Raw genomic sequence first — 20,607 nt, 5'->3', positions numbered from 1 at the left:
CAGTTGCTTGATTGATCCGCCAAGCGGCCCAACCCTAAGGTGGCCTCCACGACAGCGAACCTGTGGAGTCACCATGACAATAACTCAGAATCCACCGCCGCAATGGTCGCGACGGCGCGCCGAAAAGCAGCGCCGCCTCGATCGGGTCCGCCACCTTGCCGATGGCGTGGTGCTGCCCACCGACCGCATCGTCGAAGCCCTGGAGTTGCTGCTGGCGCCCGGCGACCGGGTAGTGCTGGAAGGCAACAACCAGAAGCAGGCCGACTTCCTTTCTTGCTCGCTGGCCAAGGTCGACCCCGGGCGCCTGCACGACCTGCACATGATCATGCCCAGTGTCAGCCGCGCCGAGCACCTGGACCTGTTCGAGCGCGGCATCGCGCGCAAGCTCGACTTTTCCTTCGCTGGCCCGCAGAGCCTGCGCATTGGCCAGTTGCTGGAAGATGGCCTGCTCGAAGTCGGTGCCATCCACACCTATATCGAGCTTTACTCGCGGCTGCTGGTCGACCTGATCCCCAACGTTACCCTGGTAGCGGGCTTCATGGCCGACCGCGACGGCAACCTGTACACCGGCCCCAGCACCGAAGACACACCGGCCCTGGTGGAGCCGGCCGCGTTCAGCGATGGCATCGTCATCGCCCAGGTCAACCAACTGGTGGACCGCGTGGATGACCTGCCACGGGTCGATATCCCCGCGTCGTGGGTCGATTTCGTGGTGGTTGCCGACCAGCCTTTCTATATCGAGCCGCTGTTCACCCGCGACCCGCGCCATATCAAGCCGGTGCATGTGCTGATGGCGATGATGGCCATACGTGGCATCTACGAGAAACATCAGGTGCAGTCGTTGAACCACGGCATTGGCTTCAACACTGCCGCCATCGAGCTGATCCTGCCGACCTACGGCGAGTCTCTGGGCCTCAAGGGCAAGATCTGCCGCAACTGGACGCTCAACCCGCACCCGACACTGATCCCGGCCATCGAAACCGGCTGGGTGCAAAGCGTGCACTGTTTCGGCACCGAGCTGGGCATGGAGGACTACATTGCCCAGCGCCCGGATGTGTTCTTCACGGGCCGCGATGGCTCGCTGCGTTCCAACCGCATGATGTGCCAGCTGGCCGGGCAGTACGCGGTCGATCTGTTCATTGGCGCCACCTTGCAGGTGGATGGTGATGGCCATTCCTCGACCGTGACCCGTGGCCGCCTGGCCGGCTTCGGCGGTGCGCCGAACATGGGCCACGACCCTCGTGGCCGGCGCCACGCGACCCCGGCCTGGCTCGACATGACCGTGCCGGAAACAATGCTGGAGCGTGGCCGCAAGTTGGTGGTGCAGATGGTCGAGACCTACCAGGAAGGCGGCAAGCCCACCTTCGTGGAAACCCTCGATGCCGTGGAGGTGGCCAAAAAGGCCGGTATGCCGCTGGCACCAGTGATGATCTACGGCGACGACGTCACCCACCTGCTGACCGAGGAGGGCATTGCCTACCTGTACAAGGCCCGTAGCCTGGAAGAGCGCCAGCAGATGATCGCGGCCGTGGCCGGGGTCACTGCCATCGGCCTGCGGCACGACCCGAAGGACACCCTGCGCATGCGCCAGCAGGGCCTGATCGCCTTGCCCGAAGATCTCGGCATCCGCCGTACCGACGCCAGCCGTGAGCTGCTGGCCGCGCGCAGCATCGCCGACCTGGTCGAATGGTCCGGCGGCCTTTACAACCCGCCTGCACGGTTCAGGAGCTGGTGATGAAGGCACAAAACCTGAATTTTGAAGCCACTTCGGTCCTTGTGGGAGCGGGTGTGCCCGTTAAGCGGCCAGCCCAGCCAACGCCAATCCCACTGCCAGACCACCTCGCCGACCTGGCTGTGGAAGCGCTGATCGACGAAGCCGACCTGTCCCCCAAACCCGGCCTGGTCGACCGCCGCAGCAACGGCGCTCACCACGACATGACGCTGGCCTTGATGCACGCCTCGGCACTGGCCCTGTGGCCATGCCTGCGCAACATGGCAGCTGCCGCCCAGTCCATCGGTACGATCGGCCAGCCCCTGCGCGCCACGCTGGGCCAGCTCGGCCGCGAAGGAGAAACCGCGATGCTGGCCGCCACCCAAGGGGTAAACACCCACCGTGGCGCGATCTGGGCGTTGGGCTTGCTGGTAGCCGCCAGGGCCCTTGCCCCTCAGGCCGACGCCGCCACCCTGGCCGCCCGCGCCGGGCGTATCGCCCTGTTCGACGACCCGGCCATGCCGCACCACAACAGCCACGGCCAGCAGGTGCGTCACCGTTACGGCACCGGCGGCGCCCGCGAGCAGGCACAGCAAGGCTTCCCCGCGGTTATCGGCCATGGCTTGCCGCAACTGCTGCGCAGCCGCGCTGCCGGGGCCGGCGAGCCGCATGCCCGGCTCGACGCGTTGCTGGCGATCATGGCCGTGCTTAGCGACACCTGCGTGCTGTGGCGCAGCGGCCCAGCCGGGTTGGCCGCCGTGCAGCACGGGGCGCGTGCCGTACTCACTGAAGGCGGCAGCGCCACCCTGGCCGGGCGCCGGCACCTGCGCCGGCTGGACCAGCAACTGCTGCACCTGAATGCCTCACCGGGCGGCGCCGCCGACTTGCTTGCCGCCTGCCTGTTCCTCGACAAAGCCGGGAGCCTGTGACATGGAAACCCTGACCTTTAATTTTCCCGCCGCCGAACCTGGGCGTGGCCGTACGTTGGTGGGCTGCGTCAGCTCCGGCGACCTCGAAGTGCTGATCGAACCCGGCACTGCCGGCAGCCTGCAGATCCAGGTGGTGACCTCGGTCAACGGCAGTGCAGCCCGCTGGGCGCAACTGTTCCAGCGCCTGTTCGAGGGCCGCGCCTGGCCGGCCGTGAACATCGACATCCATGACTTCGGCGCCACCCCAGGCGTGGTGCGCCTGCGCCTTGAGCAAGGCTTCGAGGAGATCGCCCATGACTGACACCGCACGCTTGCTGCGCAGCCGCAGCTTTGTCGAACTGGGTGCCCGCCAGCGCGCCCGCGTTGTGCTCGACCCTGGCAGCTTCCGTGAACTGCTGGGCCCGTTCGACCGCCTGATGTCGCCGTGGTTGCCGCGCCAGGGCATCGTGCCACAGGCCGATGATGGCGTGGTTATCGCCAAGGGCCTGCTGAACGGGCGCAATGCCGTGGTCGCTGCGATTGAAGGGGGGTTCCAGGGCGGCAGCATGGGCGAGGTGGGCGGCGCCAAGATTGCCGGAGCCTTGGAACTGGCCATCGAAGACAACCGCAACGGCATCCCCACCTGCGCCGTGTTGCTGCTGGAAACCGGCGGCGTGCGCTTGCAGGAAGCCAACCTGGGCCTGGCGGCGATTGCCGAAATCCAGGCTGCCATCGTCGAGCTGCGCGCCTGGCAGCCGGTGATCGGGCTGATCGCAGGTTCGGTCGGCTGCTTTGGCGGCATGTCCATCGCCGCCGGCCTGTGCAGCCACTTGCTGGTCACCCGCGAAGCCCGCCTGGGCCTCAATGGCCCGCAGGTCATCGAGCAAGAGGCGGGCATTGGCGAATACGACGCCAAGGACCGCCCCTTCATCTGGAGCCTGAGCGGTGGCGAGCAACGCCATGCCAGCGGGCTGGTGGACGCCTACGTGGCCGACGACATCGAAGCCCTGCGCGAACGCTTGCAGCAACTGCTGGGCCAACCTTCCAAAGACCGCGCCAGCCAACACGCCTGGTTCCTTGCACACCTGGCCCAGCTGGGCGACGACTGCCCGCAACTGGATGCCGCCGCCGTGCGCGCCCTTTACCAAGGAGAAACCCAATGAACCGTGCCTTGAACTGGCTGCCGGGCCTGGCCGGTGGGCAAGCCTTGCCAGGCTATCCTGCCTCGCTGCGGGTGATCGACGGCGAATTGGACAACCGCCTGGCACGCTTCATCGCCGTGGTGCCGGATGCCGACAACCCGTTCCCCCGCGCGCGCTCAGGCGAGGTCGGCCTGCTGGAAGGCTGGGGTTTGGCCAAGGCCGTGAGCGACGCGGTGGAAGCTGATCGCAACGGCCAGAAGCGCGCCATTGTCGCGGTGATCGACGTGCCCAGCCAGGCCTATGGCCGCCGCGAAGAAGCGCTGGGTATCCACCAGGCGTTGGCCGGTGCCGTGCAGGCCTATGCCCAGGCGCGGTTGGCCGGTCACCCGGTGATCGGCCTGCTGGTCGGCAAGGCCATGTCTGGCGCCTTCCTGGCCCATGGCTACCAAGCCCAGCGCCTGATTGCCCTGGACGATGCCGGGGTGATGGTGCACGCCATGGGCAAGGCGGCAGCGGCGCGCATCACCTTGCGCAGCGTCGAGCAATTGGAAGCCTTGGCCGCCGAGGTGCCGCCGATGGCCTACGACCTGGGCAGCTACGCCTCGCTGGGCCTGCTGTGGCGCCGCCTGGCGGTAGACAGCGCCGAGACGCCGAGCAGCGCTGACCTCGCTCGGGTGCGTACTTGCCTGGCTGAGGCGGTGCATGACATCGGCAACTCGACTGACCTGACGTCACGGCTGGCGGGCGAAAACCGCAGTGCCTCGCGCCAGGTTCGTGAACAGCTGCGTCGTCAGTGGCAGGGCGCCTGAGATGATCGCGCCAAGGCCGCACGACCTGCTGTGGGGGATGCCTGTGTCGGCCTTGCCTGCCGATGCGCCGCAGTGGGCGCTGGACGTGCTGGCCGGTGCTCAGCCGGTGGTGGTACGCCGTGCCATTTGTGACCATGGCTGGGTGGCGGTCGGGCTGCGTGGTCAGGGCCGGACACAGCGTTTTGCAGCGTTGATGCGTCTGGTCGACATTCAGCGCCAGCAAGGCCCCGAAGCGCTGCGCGGGCCTGGGCAAAGCCCGTGGCCTGCGCTGCAGGCGTTGGCCTCGGTCGCCCCGGTGTTGAATGCCAGTGGCCTGGCCTGGGGACCAACAGGCGGGGCGGGGTACCAGATCGCTACCGGTATCGAAGTGCTCCATACCGGCAGCGACCTGGACTTGCTGCTGCATACGCCACAACCGCTGGCCCGTGCCCAGGCGCGGGAGCTGTTGGATATCCTCGACTGCGCGCCTTGCCGTATCGACGTGCAGCTGGAAACCCCAGCGGGGGCTGTCGCCCTGCGAGAATGGGCCGGTTTCGCTCGCCGCGTGCTGCTCAAGTCGGACCATGGGCCACGCTTGGTCGGCGACCCGTGGGCGGCGCAGGAGCGCGCGGCATGAGCAGCCTGTTCGCCTTCCCCGGTCAAGGCGCCCAGCAGGTAGGCATGTTGCAGCGCCTGCCTGAAGGTTCGGGGCAGTTGCTGGAAGAGGCCAGCGATGTGCTTGGCCAGCCGGCGCTGGCACTGGACAGCCAGCATGCACTGCAAGCGACCCGTGCCGTGCAGCTGTGCCTGCTGTTGAGCGGTGTGGCCTGGGCGCGCTGGCTGATGCAGCGCAGCCCTGCGCCGGACTACGTGGCGGGCTTGTCGATTGGTGCCTATCCGGCTGCGGTGGTAGCGGGCGCCTTGGGGTTTGCCGACGCCGTGCGCCTGGTTGCCCTGCGTGGCGAGCTGATGCAGCGCGCCTACCCACAGGGGTATGGCATGACTGCACTCAGCGGCCTGGACCTGGCCAGCGTCGAGCGCCTGCTGAGCGAGGCGCCGGGAGAGGTGTACGTCGCCAACCTCAACAGTGAAAACCAGATCGTTATCGCCGGTAGCGATACTGCGATGGCTGCGGTCGCAGCCAGGGCGCGTCGCCTTGGCCAAGGTGCGGCCCGGCGCCTGGCAGTCAGCGTGCCGTCGCATTGCCCGCTACTGGCCGGCCCGGCGGCGGAACTGGCCAGTGCTTTCGCCACGGTCGTGCTGCAACGGCCACGTATCACGTACCTAAGTGGCAGCAGCGCACGGCCGATATTCGACCCACAGCGCCTGCGCGACGACCTGGCCGGCAACATGGCGCGGGTGGTCGACTGGCGTGCTACGTTGCGCAACGCCTATGAGCGCGGCGTACGCCTGCACCTTGAGCTACCGCCCGGTAGCGTGCTCAGCGGGCTGGCCCGCCCGGTATTCGAACAGGGCAGGGTGGTGGCTGTGGAGGGTACCCGTTGGGACAGCCTGGATGCGCTGCTGCGCCAGGAGGTGGCCCAGAACCGATGATGGCAGGCTGATGCGCTCCCACATTGACCGCGTGAGCCGGGCAAGTGTGTTTACGAAGAACAACAACAAGCAACTTCGACACTATCTGAGGGCAACAACAATGATCATCTATGGTGTGGCACTGCTGGCAGTCTGCACGCTGGCCGGCGTTATCGTCGGTGACTTCCTGGGCGTGCTGCTGGGCGTCAAATCCAATGTGGGTGGGGTTGGCATCGCCATGATCCTGCTGATCTGCGCACGCCTTTATATGCACCGCAACGGTGGCATGAGCAAGGAGTGCGAGTTTGGCGTGGGCTTCTGGGGCGCCATGTACATCCCGGTTGTGGTGGCCATGGCCGCCCAGCAGAACGTGGTCACCGCCCTGCACGGCGGGCCGGTGGCGCTGCTGGCGGCGGTGGGCGCGGTGCTGGTGTGCGGCGCGACCATCGCCCTGATCAGCCGCAGCCATCGCGGCGAGCCTTTGCCCGCGCTTGACCCCACCCCTGAAGCCAGTGCGCAGGTTGCCCCTGCAGGAGGTCGTTGAACATGTGGCCCATCATTGAAAGTGCCTTGGAACACAACGGCCTGATCACTGCCTTCGCGGCGGTAGGCGCAATCATGTGGTTGTCGGTCGTGCTATCGAAGTACCTGACCTTCGGCCGCGTGCACGGCTCGGCCATCGCCATCGTCATTGGCCTGGTCCTGGCCTGGGTCGGCGGCACCCTCACCGGCGGCCAGAAAGGCCTGGCCGACATGGCGCTGTTCTCCGGTATCGGCCTGATGGGCGGGGCCATGCTGCGTGACTTCGCCATTGTCGCCACGGCTTTCGAGGTGCAGGCCACCGAGGCGCGCAAAGCCGGCATGATCGGCGCGGTGGCGCTGTTGCTGGGCACTGTGTTGCCGTTCATTGTTGGCGCAGCGGTGGCTTACGCCTTCGGTTACCGCGATGCGGTGAGCATGACCACCATCGGTGCGGGTGCGGTGACCTATATCGTCGGGCCCGTGACCGGGGCGGCGCTGGGGGCCAGTTCGGATGTGATGGCCCTGTCGATTGCCACCGGGTTGATCAAGGCGATTCTGGTGATGGTGTTCACCCCTGTATCGGCGCGCCTGCTGGCGCTGGACAACCCACGCTCGGCGATGGTGTTCGGTGGGTTGGCGGGGACGGTGTCGGGGGTGACGGCCGGGCTGGCCGCGACGGATCGGCGGTTGGTGCCGTATGGGGCTTTGACGGCCACTTTCCATACTGGACTGGGTTGCCTGATGGGCCCGTCGATCTTGTACTTTTGTGTTCGCGGTCTGGTCGGCTGACAGCGAATTCGTGGGAGCCGCCGCATCGACATCAAACCCTGCGATGCGGCACCCCCCGATTCTGGGAAATCCGTTGGGGGATCCTCCCCAATCTGTTTCGGTTGATCTCATAACTTATTGATAAGGAGGAATATTATCTTCTGGCATACACCTTGCTGCAGCTCCCCGCAGAGTTCCTGTGTCCCGGAGGTGCAGCATGACTACGCCACGCAAAGGCCCCCTTCTGTCATCACTCGTTCTGGCCCTGCTGGGTTGGGAATCGACCAGCGAGGCGGCCGTGCAGTGCCAGCGCACCTTGGTCGCCAACGTGGTGGCACTGGACCAACCCCTGATGTTCAACCGCCTTGGTGCGCAAAACGCCAACGGCATGCTGTTCGCGCTCCGCGAGGATGTGGTGGACGACAAGCAGGTGCCGCTGAGCAAAGGCGGGGCTGCGGTACCCGGCAAGGTTACGCTGCGCCCGGACAAGCGCCCACGGCCGATCGTGCTGCGCGTGGCTGCCGGTGACTGCCTCACGGTCAACCTGACCAACCTGCTCGATTACCGGGCCAACCCCAACAAGCACGGTATCGAGGCAGAGGGGCCCGAGGGTGAAGAGGTGGAAAACGAAGCGGATGAAGGCTTCGTTGCCGACGAACAGGTGGCCGAGCGCATGGTCGGCTTCCAGGTCAACGGTATGCAGGCGGTCAATAGCATCGCCGACATTTCTGCCTACACCGGGCGCAATGGCAACTTCTTCGTCAGCCCCGGCAGCACCCGCAGCTACACCTTGTATGCCGAGCGCGAAGGTGCCTTTGCCGCTACCAGCAAAGCCGCCACGTTTGGCGGTGAAGGCACGGCGGGCAACGTTGCCAATGGCCTGTTCGGCCAGGTGGTGGTGGTGCCCAAGCTTGGCCGCACCTACCGCAACACCCTCACCGAAGAAGAAATGCGCCTGGCCACCACTGGCCGTACTGCCACCGGCCAGCCGGTGATCGACTACGAAGCGCGTTACCCGCAAGTAGAACCATGGATCGCCGAAGGCAAGGCCGGCAAGCCGATCATAGCCATGGTCAACGGTAACGAGATCATCAACAGCGAAACCGATGCCATCGTCATGGGCCCAAACCCCGACGGCAGCTTCCCCAAGTCGACCTACCCACTGGAAAGCATGGGCAAGCGCAACCCGGCGCTGCCCAACCGCCTGGAGGCGTTCCGCGATTTCGCCTCGCAGTTCGCCGACGAGGTCGCGGGCACTCAGGCGTTCCCCGGCTACTGGGCGGACCCTGTGATGGGCCATGTACTGGAGCCGACGCGTGACTCCTTCATGATCAACTATGGCTCCGGTGGCATGGGCGCCGAAGTGGTGGCCAACCGCCTGGGGGTGGGCCCGATGCACGACTGCCTGTCGTGCGCTTACGAAGAGTTCTTCCTCAGCGCCCATACCGTCGGCGACATCGGCACCCTGGTGGATGTGCCGGCCAACGTCGGCCTGGAGCACATCCGCCCAGGCGAAGTCCCGCCGGCCAGTGCCGTTGGGGTCAAAGCCAGCATGGCCCTGTACCCCTCGGAACCTGCCAACGTGCACCACAGCTACATCGGCGACTTCACCAAGTTCCGCAACACCCACAACGGGCATGAGCAGCACATCTTCCACCTGCACGGCCACCAGTGGCTGTTCAACCCCAATGACGACAACTCTGACTACATCGATGCCCAAGGTATCGGCGCCGGTGTCGGCTACACCTACGAGATCGCCAACGGTGGTTCGGGCAACCGCAACCGGGTGGCCGGCGATGCCATCTACCACTGCCACTTCTACCCGCATTTCGCCCAAGGCATGTGGGCCATGTGGCGGGTACACGATGTGTTCGAAGAAGGCACCCGCCTGGAGGTGAGTGGGCAGGGCGAGAATGGCTTCCACAGTACGCCATTCGCCTTGCGTAGCGGCAAACCGGCAGCGGGCGCTCGGGCGCTACCCGATGGCGAGATCGTCGCCGGCACGCCGATCCCGGCCATCGTGCCGCTGCCGGGCAAAGCCATGGCACCGATGCCTGGCAAAGTGGTGGTGGTACCCAAACTCTCCGAAACGCTGGTCGCTGCCAATGACGATGATGACGACGATGAGGAGGGCGATGACGACCACGCCAACCAACCCCCCGTGCGCAAGGCTGTCGGCTCGCTGGCATTGGTCGATCGTACCGAAGCCAACCGAAATGCCGACGGCACCCTGAAAAACCCAGGTTACCCATTCTGGATCGGCGGCATGGAAAGCAGCGTCGGCAACCGCCCACCCACCCCGCCGCTGGACATGCTCGACCCGGCCCTGGCCCGGCAGCTGAAAGACAGCGGCAAAGCCCTGTGGGCCAACCTGGATGCGAACCAGGTCGATGGCTGGGACGGTGGCCTTGGTCGCCACGCGCTGGACGGCGTTTCGGCCGGCGGCGAAGCCGAGACCACCACCACCAAGCTGGACTTCACCAAGGTCGTGCACAAGGCCAAGCCCATCTACCTACCGGAAGAGGGCACCGATGTCGAGCAGGCTGCCATGCAGTTCCACGCCATGGCCGAACACCCCAGCTATGCCCTGATCCCTGGCAGCCAACCCGTGGCCAAGGCATTCCGCACCAACGGAGCCTTGCCCACCGCCGGCGCACCGTACTACGAACCGTGCATGGATGACCGTGGCAAACGCTTGACCCAGTCTTCGGGCGTGGGCGAGTTCTTTAGCGGCGAGAGCCCTACCGGCCTGAACTTCCGTGGCGCTTCGGCCTTTACCGCCGACCGCCCACGTATCTACAAAGGTGCCAACATTCAATTCGACGCGGTGTACAACAAGGTCGGCTACCACTTCCCACAGGCACGCATCATTGCCCTATGGGAAGACGCCTGGCCGGTGATTACCAAGCAGCGCCCACCAGAGCCACTGGTGATGCGCATGAACACCTTCGACTGCACCATGTACCAGCACACCAACCTGATCCCGAACATCTACGAGATGGACGACTACCAGGTGCGCACCCCGACCGACGTGATCGGCCAGCACATCCACCTGCCTAAATGGGACCTGACCGCTGCCGATGGCTCGGCCAACGGCTGGAACTACGAAGACGGCATTCTCTCGCCCGGCAGCGTGGTCGAGCGCGTACATGCCATCCGTGCCTACAACGGCTGCACCGAGGGCGATAGCCGCGACGGCACCGCTGCCTGCCCGAAAGCCAAGCAGCACCCGTACTTCGGCCGCTTCGGCCGCGCCGACTGGCTGGGCGCACGCACTGCCATGCAGCGCTGGTTCGCCGACCCGCTGGTGAACGTGTACAACGTCGACCGTGGCCTGGGTACCATCTTCACCCATGACCACCTTGGCCCATCGACCCACCAGCAACTGGGCCTGTATGCCACCGTGCTGGCCGAACCCGCTGGCTCCACCTGGTACCACGCCGAAACCGGTGAGCAGCTGTACAACCCGGCCACGCGCCAGGATGGCGGCCCGACCTCGTGGCAGGCAGTGATCCAGACCGGCGACCACGATGGCGATGGCAAGAACGATAGCTACCGCGAGTTCTTCCTGGAGTACAGCGACTTCCAGCATGCTTATGAAGCGGGTGTTTACGTGGGCGCAGGGCCAGACGGCATCCCCAATGCCCAGTCGTACCCTGCCACCGCTGACAGCTTCCGCTACGCCATCAACCCCCCAGTGCGCGGCAAGGCGTCGAACCTGCTTGAAGCCATCGTCGAAGAACGTGGCGGTATCAACCCTGGCTGCCCAAGCCGGCCATGCCCGCAGGCGATCTCGGTGGACGACCCAGGCATGTTCGTCGTCAACTACCGTAACGAACCGTTGGCGCTGCGCGTGTACGACCCGAACAAGGTCGGCCCGGACGGCAAGCGTGGCATGCAGGCCGACGGCCTGGCCGGCGACCTTAGCTATGCCCTGCAAACCCGTACCGACCGCGCCATCCCGGCGATGAACCTGGCGCCTTCGGCGATCACCTCGGCGGTTGGCCCTACCGGCGGCACCACGCTGTTCCCGCCGCACATCAACAAGGCTGGCGCCGAACCGGGCGACCCATTCACCCCGTTGCTGCGCACCTACTCCGGTGACAACGTGCGTCTGCGCATGCACGCCGGGGGCCACGAAGAAGAGCACAACGTCACCCTGCATGGCGTGAAATGGCTGCAGAACGGTACCGGCTTCGGCAATAGCTCCAACTCGGGCTGGAAGTCATCACAGATGATCGGCATTTCCGAGCAACTGGGCTTCATGGCGCCGGTGTCGATGATCTCGAGTTCCGCAGCCACCAACGGCGACTACCTGTATTCGCTGGACGCCGCCCTGGAAGGCTATTGGAACGGTATATGGGGCATCATGCGCAACTACACCGTGCAACGTGCCGACCTGTTTGCGCTGCCTAACAACCCGCAACCGGTGGCCATGCGCAACACCGTGAACTTTGACGGCATCTGCCCGAAAACCACGGCCAACCCCAACGGCATCGGCACCCGCACCACGGTCAAGCGCAACTATGAGATTGTCGCGGCCCTGGCCAACGACATTCTCGAAAACCGCAACGGCGTCAGCATCAACGACCCGGCGGGCATCGGCCAGCACGTGGGTGGCGCGCTCAAGGCCAACGGCGGCACCCTGGTGTTCAACAGCCGTAGAACCGCCATCCCGCTGGTGAGTGGGGTAGACCCCGAAGATGGGGAACCTTTCACCATCGGTGGTCACAGTGCACCGCTGCATGACCCGACCGCGATCCTGTATGTGCGCAAGGCCGACCTCGATGCCAGCACTGGCAAGCTCAAGGCAGGTGTCCCGGTAGAGCCGCTGGTACTGCGCGCCAACGCTGGCGACTGCATCAGCATCACCCTGGAAAACCGCCTGCCACTGGTGATGCCAGACCTGCCAAGTACCGCCGTGATGCACAACGTGGTCAAGCGTGACCGCTTCGGTAGCGAGGGCTCCACCGCCTTCGCCAACAACCTGATGCGGCCGTCCAGCCACGTGGGCCTGCATGCCCAGTTGCTGGCCTACGACATCACCAAGTCAGACGGTGCCAACGTTGGCCTGAACCCGGTGCAGACCGTGCCACCCCGTGCCGGCACCAGCGGCGCCTACCCAACCAAGGTGTACCAGTACTACGCCGGCCACCTGGAGCGTGAAGGCAAACCGGTGTCGCAACTTGGCCGCACCGTGGACAACATCAACACCACGGCCATCGAGTTCGGCGGCCTCAACCTGACCCCGTCGGACTTCATCAAGCAGCCGCAAAAAGGCCTGGTGGGCGCCATGAGCATTCTGCCGCAAACCGCCACCTGGACCGAAGACACCGCCACCCGTGCCCAGGCCACGGTGAAGGTCAGCGGCCAGCCAGATTACCGCGACTTCGTCACGGTGTGGCAACGTGCGCTGAACATGCGCTGGGCCGATGGTCGCCCGGTAGAAGGCATCAATACCGAAGGCAACGGCGCTGCCGGTGACCCGCAGGATAACGGCAACATGGCGGTCAACTACAAGACCGAACCGCTGTGGCTGCGCTTCGGCATGGCCCCCGACTCGCCATTCGGCCGCGCCAATGGCCTGGGCTTTGGTGATGTGCCCAACGCCCACATGGCGTACGCCAACGCCTTGGTCGGTGGCGACCCGCAGACCCCGGTGCTGTACGCCAAGCCTGGTCAGCCCGTGCGCAACCATATCGTGATGCCCAGTGGGGGCAGCCGCGGCATGGTCTACCAGCTGGACGGGCACATATGGCCACTGCACAACTACCAAGCCGAGAAGAGTGATGTGGACGGCTACCCGATGAGTCTGCCGGGTATCGGTTCGGTGCGCTTCGGCAACAACCCGATGGCCATGTATATCGGCGCGCAGGAAAGCGTACTGCCAGCGGCGCACTTCAGCTTCATGCTGCCCAGTGCCGGCGGTGCCAACGCGGTGGCGGGTGACTACCTGTTCCGCGACTACGCCGCCTACGGCAACCTTTCGGGGCTGTGGGGAATCTTGCGGGTGACCAACGAAGCGCCGCCGGCAACGGCCCCGGCGCAGTGACGGAAAAGGAGCGCGAGCATGAACAAAAAGACTCGCCCTGCTTACTTGGGGGTAATGTTGGGTGTGGCGCTGATTGGCCTGGGCGTGGCGTATGAAAAGCTCTGGTGCGACCCGCGCGAGCTGTTGCAGGAACCTGCCGACCCGCAGGCCCTGCACCGGCTCAGCCGGGACGGCGTCACCGTGGAGTTCGAAGCCCGACCGTTGGCTGGCGGGGAGCTGAAGGAAGGCAGCTTCGCCAACATCCGTTTCAAGCTCAGCGACCAGAGCAGTGGCCAGCCGCTGTCGGGCATGGCCCCAGGGGCGTGGATCGACCCCGCGCAGTCGGCCCCGTTGGGTGACCGCGAGCAAAGCTGCAAGGCGCGGGTCGCGCTGTTTCTCAAGAGCAGCATCGGGGCCCGGCCGCTGCTCGACCTGAACAGCTACTTCCTGCTGATGCTGAACAAGGACGCCAGCCTGACCGTGATCGACCCGACTGTGTCGGTGGGCGGCGTGACCAGCACCATGGCCCGCATCGACCTGCCCGGACGGCCCATGGACTGGGTGGCCACCAGCGACGACAAGCAGGTGTTCGTGTCGATCCCCGAGCGCGGCAAGGTGGCGGTGATCGACACCGAAACCTTCACCCGTGTCGCCGACCTGGACGCCGGCGACCAGCCGCTGCGCGTGGCCTTGCAGCCGGACCAACACCGGCTGTGGGTTGGCAACAACAGCAGCGACCCGGCCAAAGGCGGGGTAACCGTGATCGACGTGCCGGGGCGCAACACCCTGAAAAGCTTCAATACCGGCACCGGGCACCACGAAATCGCCTTCAGCGCTGACTCGCGCTATGCCTACGTCAGCAACCGCGACAGCGGCACCCTGAGCGTCATCGACATCCCGGAAATGCGCCTGGCCAAGACCATCAAGGTTGGCCCGCACCCGCTCTCGGTCAGCTATTCGGCGCTGTCCCAGGCCGTCTACGTGGTCGATGGCGAGGAGGGCAGCGTGCGGGTCTTCGACGCCCGCAGCCATCAGCTGCGCCACACGGTCAAGGCCGAGCAGGGCCTGGGGCCGATGCGCTTCAGCAGCGATGGCCGCTACGGCATCGTGCTCAATACCCTGGAGAACCAGGCGCTGGTCATAGATGCCAGTACCGACAAGCTGATCCACCACATCCCGGTGGCGGCCGAACCGTACCAGCTGACCTTCACCAAGGGCTATGCCTACATACGTGGCCTGGCTTCGCCCAAGGTCACCATGATCAACCTGTCCAGCCTGGGCGAGGGGCGTGCACCGATCGTGCAAGGTTTCGAGGCCGGCCCGGCAGCGCCGCGCCAGGCCGGTGACCTGCCGCTGGCCCAGGGGCTGTCGGTGTCACGCGATGACAACTCGGTGTTCGTGGTCAACCCGGTGGACAACACCACCTACTTCTACGCCGAAGGCATGAACGCGCCGATGTCCGGCTACAACAACCGTGGCCACCAGGCCCGCGCGGCCATCGTCGTCGACCGCAGCCTGCGTGAAGTGGCGCCTGGGGTGTATGGCTCGACCGTGAAGCTGCCCGCCGCCGGCAAGTTCGACGTGGCCTTCCTGCTCAACCAGCCGCAGATCATCCATTGCTTCAGCACCGATGTGGCCGCAGCGCCCAATGCCAGCAAACGCAAGGGCGCGCGTGCCGAGTTCATCGGCCTCGACCAGCCTTTGCCGCAGCACAGCGACTTTACCGCGCGGGTGCGTATCGTCGGCGACGACGGCCAGCCACGCCTGGGCCTGAACGACCTGAGCCTGCGCTACTTTCTGGCGCCATCGTCGATGCCGCGCAACCTGCAGCTGCAAGAGGTGGGCGAGGGTGTGTATCAGGCGGCGCTGAACCTGCCTGAAGCCGGCGCCTGGTACCTGCATGTGCAGTCGCCCTCGCTGGGGCGCAAGTTTGCCGAAGAGAACTACACCAGCCTGCGCGTCCTGCCGGCTGCAGCGACCAACGCTTCCCAGACTGACGTGAGGAATGTGCGATGAACGCCAAGCATGCTTTCACACTGTTGGCCCTGAGCCTGGCGTTTGCCAGCAACCTGGCCCTTGCCCACGCCGGTCACGACCATGACGGCCATGGCGCGCAACCGCCAGCGGCTCGCCAGGAAAAGACCAGCGTGCGCTTTGCCGATGTTTCGCTGCTTAACCAGGACGGCATGCCGGTACGCCTGGAGAAAGACCTGGTAAGCGACCACCTTGTGGTCATGGGCTTCATCTACACCAGCTGCACCACGGTGTGCCCGGTGGTGTCGTCGATCATGGGCAAGGTCCAGCAGCAGCTGGGTGGCCGGGTAGGCGAGGAGATCCACATGGTGTCGATCAGCGTCGACCCTCAGCGTGACGATGCCAAGCGCCTGCAAGACTACGCCAAGGCCTTCCAGAAGGGGCCGGGCTGGAGCTGGCTGACCGGCACCCCGTACGCCGTCACCGAGACCCTCAAGGGCCTGGGTAGCTTCAGTGCCGACCTCAGCCAGCACCCGCCGCTGATTCTGGTGGGTGACGGGCGCAGTGGGCACTGGACACGTTACTACGGCTTCACCGACCCGGCGGTACTGATCGAAGAGATCAACCGCCTCAGCGCCCGGCGAGTGCATGCCAAGAGCACTGCCATTGCCGACCATCACGAGGTGCAACCATGAGCACTGCAAGCTCCCGCCGCGCAAGCATGCGCGGGTTCGACTGGCTGGTGCTGGGTGGTTGCCTGTGGATTCTGGCCTCGGTGGCCTTCGCCCACGAAGGCCATGCGCCACAGGCCCCCGAGCCGCAGCCGGCGCCGCAGGCGATGACCAGTGGTGGCGGCACCCGTGATGCCCAGACCTGGTTCACCGACACGGTGTTGAAGGACCAGAATGGCCGCGAGCTGCGCTTTTACAGCGACGTGCTCAAGGACAAGGTGGTGATGCTTAACGTGATCTTCACCCACTGCACCGACGCGTGTCCGCTGATTACCCGCAAGTTGCGTGAAGTGCGCGAAGCGATGGGGCCGCAGCTGGCCAGCCAGGTGACTTTCGTGTCGATCAGCAGTGACCCGCTGAACGACACCCCGCAGGCATTGAAGGCGTTCGCCGAGAAGCAGGGCGTGGATGGGCCGAACTGGCTGTTCTTGACCGGCGACAAGGCCAATGTCGACCTGGTGCTGGGGCGTATAGGGCAGTTCCTGCCCAGCCCTGAGCAGCATTCGACTCAGCTGATTGCCGGTGACGTGGCCGGCAAACGCTGGAGCAAGATCCGCCCGGATGCGCCACCGGCGGCGATTGCCCAGCGCATGCAGCTGTTGGCTCAGCCACTGGCAGGCCGGTGATTGCCATGGTGCGTTCCCTGTGGAATCAACCTCTGAGGGGGCAGCCTTTGTGGGAGCGGCCTTGCGTCGCCAAAGGGCTGTGCAGCAGCCCCAGCACTGGCAGCCTTGACCCCGAAAGTGGGGAGCGTTGCGCGCTCCTTTTGCGACGCAAGGCCGCTCCCACAGGGCTTGCGATCTGCTTGGCATGCTTGCTAGGCATGTCGCCTTTTGCCTCTGCACTGGACCTCACCGACCACGAGCAAGCCGGCAAACGCCTGTACCGCGAAGGCGTCTCCAGCAGCGACGCCCAGCTGCAAGCGCGGGTCGGCGCCAGCGATATGGCGGTGCCCGCCAGCGTACTGCCCTGCGCCAGCTGCCATGGCAACGACGGCCGTGGCCGCGCCGAAGGCGGTGTGCGCCCGCCCAGCCTCGACTGGCAACGCCTGGCACTCGGCCAGGGCACACGCGAGGCCAACGGCCGCAGCTACCCTGCCTATACCGACAGCAGCCTGGCCCGCGCCATCCAGCATGGCGTCGACCCGGCAGGCAACCGCCTGGACCCGGCCATGCCACGCTTCGAACTGACCCTGGCCGACCAGCGCAACCTCACCGCCTATCTGAAGCGGCTAGCCCAGGAACGCGACCCAGGTGTGGAGGAGGGTGTGCTGCGCCTGGGCACCTTGCTGCCCGCGAGCGGCCCGCTGGCCGAAGCCGGGCAAGTGATACAGGCCGTGCTGGAAGATGGCCTGGCGCAGCTCAACCAGCAAGGCGGCATCCACGGCCGGCGCTTGGAACTGGTAGTGCTTGACCCAGGTTCCGATCCCGCCAGCGCCGAACGCGCCTTGCACCGGTTGCTGGAGCAAGAGCGGGTGTTCGCCCTGGTCACGCCATTGGCACCGATGCTCGACCAGCGCCTGACGACCTTGTTGGCGCCACAGAACGTACCGCTGATTGGCAGCACCCCACGCAGCGGCGGCAGCGCACAAATCTTCGACCCGCTACCCGGCCTGCCCGAGCAACTGCTGAGCCTGGCAGGCCATGCCCGTACAACGCTGGGGCTGGCCGCGGATGAGCTGCGCGTGGTGTATGCCGGCAACGAACAGGCCGCGTTGGCCGAGCAGGTGCGTGAGCGTTTGCTGCAGCAAGGCTGGGCGCCACCGGCCATCCAGGCGTTCGACGGCCAGGCGGTGGACGGGCAGGGCATCGTCTTCCTTGGCCGCGCCCAGGCCTTCGCCGAGTTGGCGGCGGCGTTGCAGGCGGCGGGCCGCCAGCCTTATCTGTTCGCCGCTTCCAGCCAAGTGGCCGGTGCGGTGGCACGCGTGCCCGAGCAGTGGTCGCAACGGCTGTTTCTGGCCTACCCCTACGTGCCGGAGGATTGGACCGAGCAAGGCCTGGCAACCCTCGCCGGGCTGCAGCAGCGCCAGGGCCTGGACCCACGCCAGGCGTCGTTGCAGGTCAACACGTTGTGCGCGTTGCAGCTGTTGAGTGAAGCGCTGAAACAGATTGGCCGTGATGCCAGCCGCGAGCAGCTGATTGCTGCGCTGGAAGGCCTGCACGATGTGCCTACCGGCCTGACCCCGGCGCTGGGCTTCGGCCCCGGCCGCCGCCAGGGCATGGCCGGGGCCCATGTGGTGGCGGTGGCCCTGCCAGGGCCACGCTTTACTGCGGTCACACCGTACCGGCCTGTGCCGGACACCCCCTGAGCGGAGGTTGCCATGCGTATCGTGTTGTTGTGCCTGTTACTGGTGCTGGCCAGGGCGAGCTGGGCCGATGTGCCGGCGGCGCGGGTCAATGGTGTGGAGATCGAGCTGATGCGCCTGGAGCGCTACTTCAGCGAGTACCTGGACGCCCAGGGCCGTGCGGTGACCAGTATCCGCAACCCAGGCCTGTACAAGCGCCTGCGTGACCAGGCGCTGGACGAACTGATCGACAAGGAGCTGTTGTGGCAGGAAGCGCAACGCCAAGGCATTGCCGTCAGCGATGAACGGGTGTCGGCTCACGTCGGTGAAGTGGAAGCAGCCTTTGGCAGCCCGGCGGTTTTCGAACGGCGGCTGGCAGAGGCAGGCTTCGATAGGGCACAGTACACTGAATACACCCGGCAGGACATGGCCGCCCAGCAGGTGTATGCCCAGCTCAGCGCAGTCGACGCGCCGAGCCAGGGCGAAGTGGAGGCATTCTATGATGCCAACAAAGAAAGACTGCAAGGAGCGCAGAACCAAAGTGATAACCCTTCGGTCATACGCGAACAGGGCCTGGTCTTGGCCAGGGCTACGCTCATCGGTCAACGCGAGGCGCAGGCGCGCCAATCCGTGCGCCAACGTTTGCGCGAATCCGCTAAAGTGGAGATCGCCGACTGAGGCCCACGATGGCGTTTCCCCCAATGCTGGGGAATTAAGGTTTGGCAATGTGCCATCATTTCCCCCGCTTGTGGGGAACCGGTTGGGTGCGCGTGCTCAGCGTATTTCGGGTGCTGGCCGGCACCCTTGGCAAATCAGTGACTTACAGCGGTGCAACATGACTATTCACGCCTGGCACGAAGCCTGCTCAAGCCTTGTTAAGGGCGCACTTCGCAGACCGGGTAACCGGGCAGTTTTTAGGAGTCGACCTTGGTGAACAGAGTATTGGTAGTCGATGACGAACAGACTCTTGCGCAGAACCTGCAAGCGTACCTGCAGGCGCAAGGCCTGGAAGTTCATGTTGCCCACGACGGTGCCAGTGGTATCGAACAGGCTGAAAGCCTGGCACCGCAAGTAGTTGTGCTGGATTACCGCTTGCCCGACATGGAAGGTTTTCAGGTTCTGGAGGCTGTACGCAAGAACAGGCAATGCCACTTCGTGCTGATAACCGCCCACCCCACCGTCGAGGTGCGTGAGCGGGCCGCCGAACTGGGTGTGAGTCATGTCCTGTTCAAGCCGTTCCCACTGGTGGAACTGGCCCGTGCAATCTTCGACCTGATGGGCATCGAGCGCCGGCGCAGGGCCACGGACAACCCGGCAGAAGGGTTCGTCGAACGACGCCAGAACAGGAACGAATCGTTCCCCCTGCAGTTGTACGATGGAAGCTGGGTATTGGCCGACCGCCGCCGTAATGGCGCCAAGCCGCCAGGGCCCGACGACGATCAACTGCTCACAGGGGAATAGCGGCGCCCGCACCCCTGGCCGAGCCAGCCTGCGACGCGCCCCTGAGCGGAGTCGCAGGCCATGTCAGAAGCATTCGATGCAGCAGTCTCAGCCTACCCCCGCGACCTGCTGGCCCAAGCCCGGCTGCAAGCCAGTGATGAGCGCCTGCTCAACTGCCTGGAACGCCTGGCCTGCGACACCCCCGACACCTTCACCCGCCGCCTGGGCCTGACCCTGCACTACCCGGTACTGGACAGCCACACCCTGCTGGCCAGCACCCCACGCTTCGACAAGGTGTCCTTGGCCCAGTGCCTGAAGCGCGAATTCGTGCTGATCGAGCAAAACGGCCAGTTGCTGGGGGTGTTCGCCGACCCCTTCGACCACACCCGCCTGGCCTGGATCGACGACGTGCTGCAAGGCGCGCCGCTGTACCTGGCCCACGCCGCCGAACTGGCCACCTTTCTGGCCCGCCATGAAGAAAGCTTCCATGCAGTCGATGCCCTGGACCACGACGCCGAGGCCAGCAGCGAAAGCGACCCGCTGCAACGCCTGTCGCTGGCCAGCATCAGCGAAGACCAAAGCCGCGTGGTCAAGCTGGTCAACTCCACCCTGTACGATGCGCTCAAGCTGCACGCCAGCGACATCCACCTGGGCATGACCGGCCAGGGCCTGACCATCAAGTACCGTATCGACGGCGTGCTCAACGGTGCCGGCAAAGCCAGCGGCAGCGCCTTTGCCGACCAGGTGATTTCGCGGATCAAGGTCATGGCCGAGC

The 20,607-nt window shown here is 65.5% G+C and carries 17 protein-coding genes; all 17 read left to right on the top strand.

Annotation, left to right across the window (positions count from 1 at the left end; translation table 11 throughout):
- The first annotated feature begins 73 nt into the window (after nt 1-73).
- Nucleotides 74-1,735 (top strand): malonate decarboxylase subunit alpha, encoded by a 1,662-nt coding sequence (gene mdcA, locus APH35_RS02955; RefSeq protein ID WP_060514173.1) that lies wholly within the window; start codon nt 74-76, stop codon nt 1,733-1,735.
- A complete protein-coding gene (locus tag APH35_RS02950) occupies nt 1,735-2,640 on the top strand; it encodes a triphosphoribosyl-dephospho-CoA synthase (RefSeq protein ID WP_060514172.1) in 906 nt (301 codons plus the stop codon). Before mdcA ends, APH35_RS02950 begins: the two co-directional genes overlap by 1 nt.
- Before the next feature lies 1 nt (nt 2,641).
- Nucleotides 2,642-2,941 carry a malonate decarboxylase subunit delta gene (locus APH35_RS02945; protein WP_012272082.1) on the top strand — a complete coding sequence of 100 codons (300 nt, stop codon included), beginning with the start codon at nt 2,642-2,644 and terminating at the stop codon, nt 2,939-2,941.
- The gene (locus APH35_RS02940) at nt 2,934-3,782 is read left to right on the top strand and encodes a biotin-independent malonate decarboxylase subunit beta (RefSeq protein ID WP_060514171.1); all 849 of its coding nucleotides are present in this window, start codon (nt 2,934-2,936) and stop codon (nt 3,780-3,782) included. The genes APH35_RS02945 and APH35_RS02940 overlap by 8 nt, the downstream gene beginning before the upstream one ends.
- On the top strand, nt 3,779-4,570 hold the full coding sequence (gene mdcE / locus APH35_RS02935; RefSeq protein WP_012272084.1) for a biotin-independent malonate decarboxylase subunit gamma: 792 nt from the start codon (nt 3,779-3,781) through the stop codon (nt 4,568-4,570). The genes APH35_RS02940 and mdcE overlap by 4 nt, the downstream gene beginning before the upstream one ends.
- Nucleotide 4,571: 1 nt before the next feature.
- On the top strand, nt 4,572-5,186 hold the full coding sequence (locus APH35_RS02930; protein WP_060514170.1) for a malonate decarboxylase holo-ACP synthase: 615 nt from the start codon (nt 4,572-4,574) through the stop codon (nt 5,184-5,186).
- Entirely contained in the window at nt 5,183-6,103 is a 921-nt protein-coding gene (mdcH, locus tag APH35_RS02925) for a malonate decarboxylase subunit epsilon (RefSeq protein ID WP_060494032.1), read from the top strand. The genes APH35_RS02930 and mdcH overlap by 4 nt, the downstream gene beginning before the upstream one ends.
- A 100-nt stretch (nt 6,104-6,203) precedes the next feature.
- A complete protein-coding gene (madL, locus tag APH35_RS02920; protein WP_012272087.1) occupies nt 6,204-6,626 on the top strand; it encodes a malonate transporter subunit MadL in 423 nt (140 codons plus the stop codon).
- A 2-nt stretch (nt 6,627-6,628) separates the two neighbouring features.
- Nucleotides 6,629-7,393, top strand: a complete 765-nt coding sequence (gene madM / locus APH35_RS02915) for a malonate transporter subunit MadM (RefSeq protein ID WP_012272088.1) — start codon at nt 6,629-6,631, stop codon at nt 7,391-7,393.
- A gap of 196 nt (nt 7,394-7,589) precedes the next feature.
- Nucleotides 7,590-13,424: a manganese-oxidizing multicopper oxidase MnxG gene (gene mnxG, locus APH35_RS02910; protein WP_060514169.1), complete on the top strand. Its 5,835-nt coding sequence runs from the start codon at nt 7,590-7,592 to the stop codon at nt 13,422-13,424.
- An 18-nt stretch (nt 13,425-13,442) separates the two neighbouring features.
- The gene (locus APH35_RS02905; protein WP_012272090.1) at nt 13,443-15,419 is read left to right on the top strand and encodes a cytochrome D1 domain-containing protein; all 1,977 of its coding nucleotides are present in this window, start codon (nt 13,443-13,445) and stop codon (nt 15,417-15,419) included.
- On the top strand, nt 15,416-16,072 hold the full coding sequence (locus APH35_RS02900; protein WP_012272091.1) for an SCO family protein: 657 nt from the start codon (nt 15,416-15,418) through the stop codon (nt 16,070-16,072). Before APH35_RS02905 ends, APH35_RS02900 begins: the two co-directional genes overlap by 4 nt.
- Entirely contained in the window at nt 16,069-16,734 is a 666-nt protein-coding gene (locus APH35_RS02895; protein WP_012272092.1) for an SCO family protein, read from the top strand. The genes APH35_RS02900 and APH35_RS02895 overlap by 4 nt, the downstream gene beginning before the upstream one ends.
- Nucleotides 16,735-16,931: 197 nt before the next feature.
- Nucleotides 16,932-18,416, top strand: a complete 1,485-nt coding sequence (locus tag APH35_RS02890) for a cytochrome c/ABC transporter substrate-binding protein (protein WP_082425683.1) — start codon at nt 16,932-16,934, stop codon at nt 18,414-18,416.
- Between the two features lie 12 nt (nt 18,417-18,428).
- Nucleotides 18,429-19,070 (top strand): SurA N-terminal domain-containing protein, encoded by a 642-nt coding sequence (locus APH35_RS02885; RefSeq protein WP_060514168.1) that lies wholly within the window; start codon nt 18,429-18,431, stop codon nt 19,068-19,070.
- A 249-nt stretch (nt 19,071-19,319) separates the two neighbouring features.
- Nucleotides 19,320-19,853: a response regulator gene (locus APH35_RS02880; RefSeq protein WP_060514167.1), complete on the top strand. Its 534-nt coding sequence runs from the start codon at nt 19,320-19,322 to the stop codon at nt 19,851-19,853.
- A gap of 60 nt (nt 19,854-19,913) precedes the next feature.
- A partial coding sequence (locus APH35_RS02875) for an ATPase, T2SS/T4P/T4SS family (protein ID WP_441295873.1) occupies nt 19,914-20,607 on the top strand: 694 nt, incomplete at its 3' end.

The organism is Pseudomonas sp. NBRC 111132 (assembly GCF_001320565.1).
Lineage (GTDB): Bacteria > Pseudomonadota > Gammaproteobacteria > Pseudomonadales > Pseudomonadaceae > Aquipseudomonas > Aquipseudomonas putida_P.
This window is presented reverse-complemented; position numbering and strand designations above follow the sequence as displayed.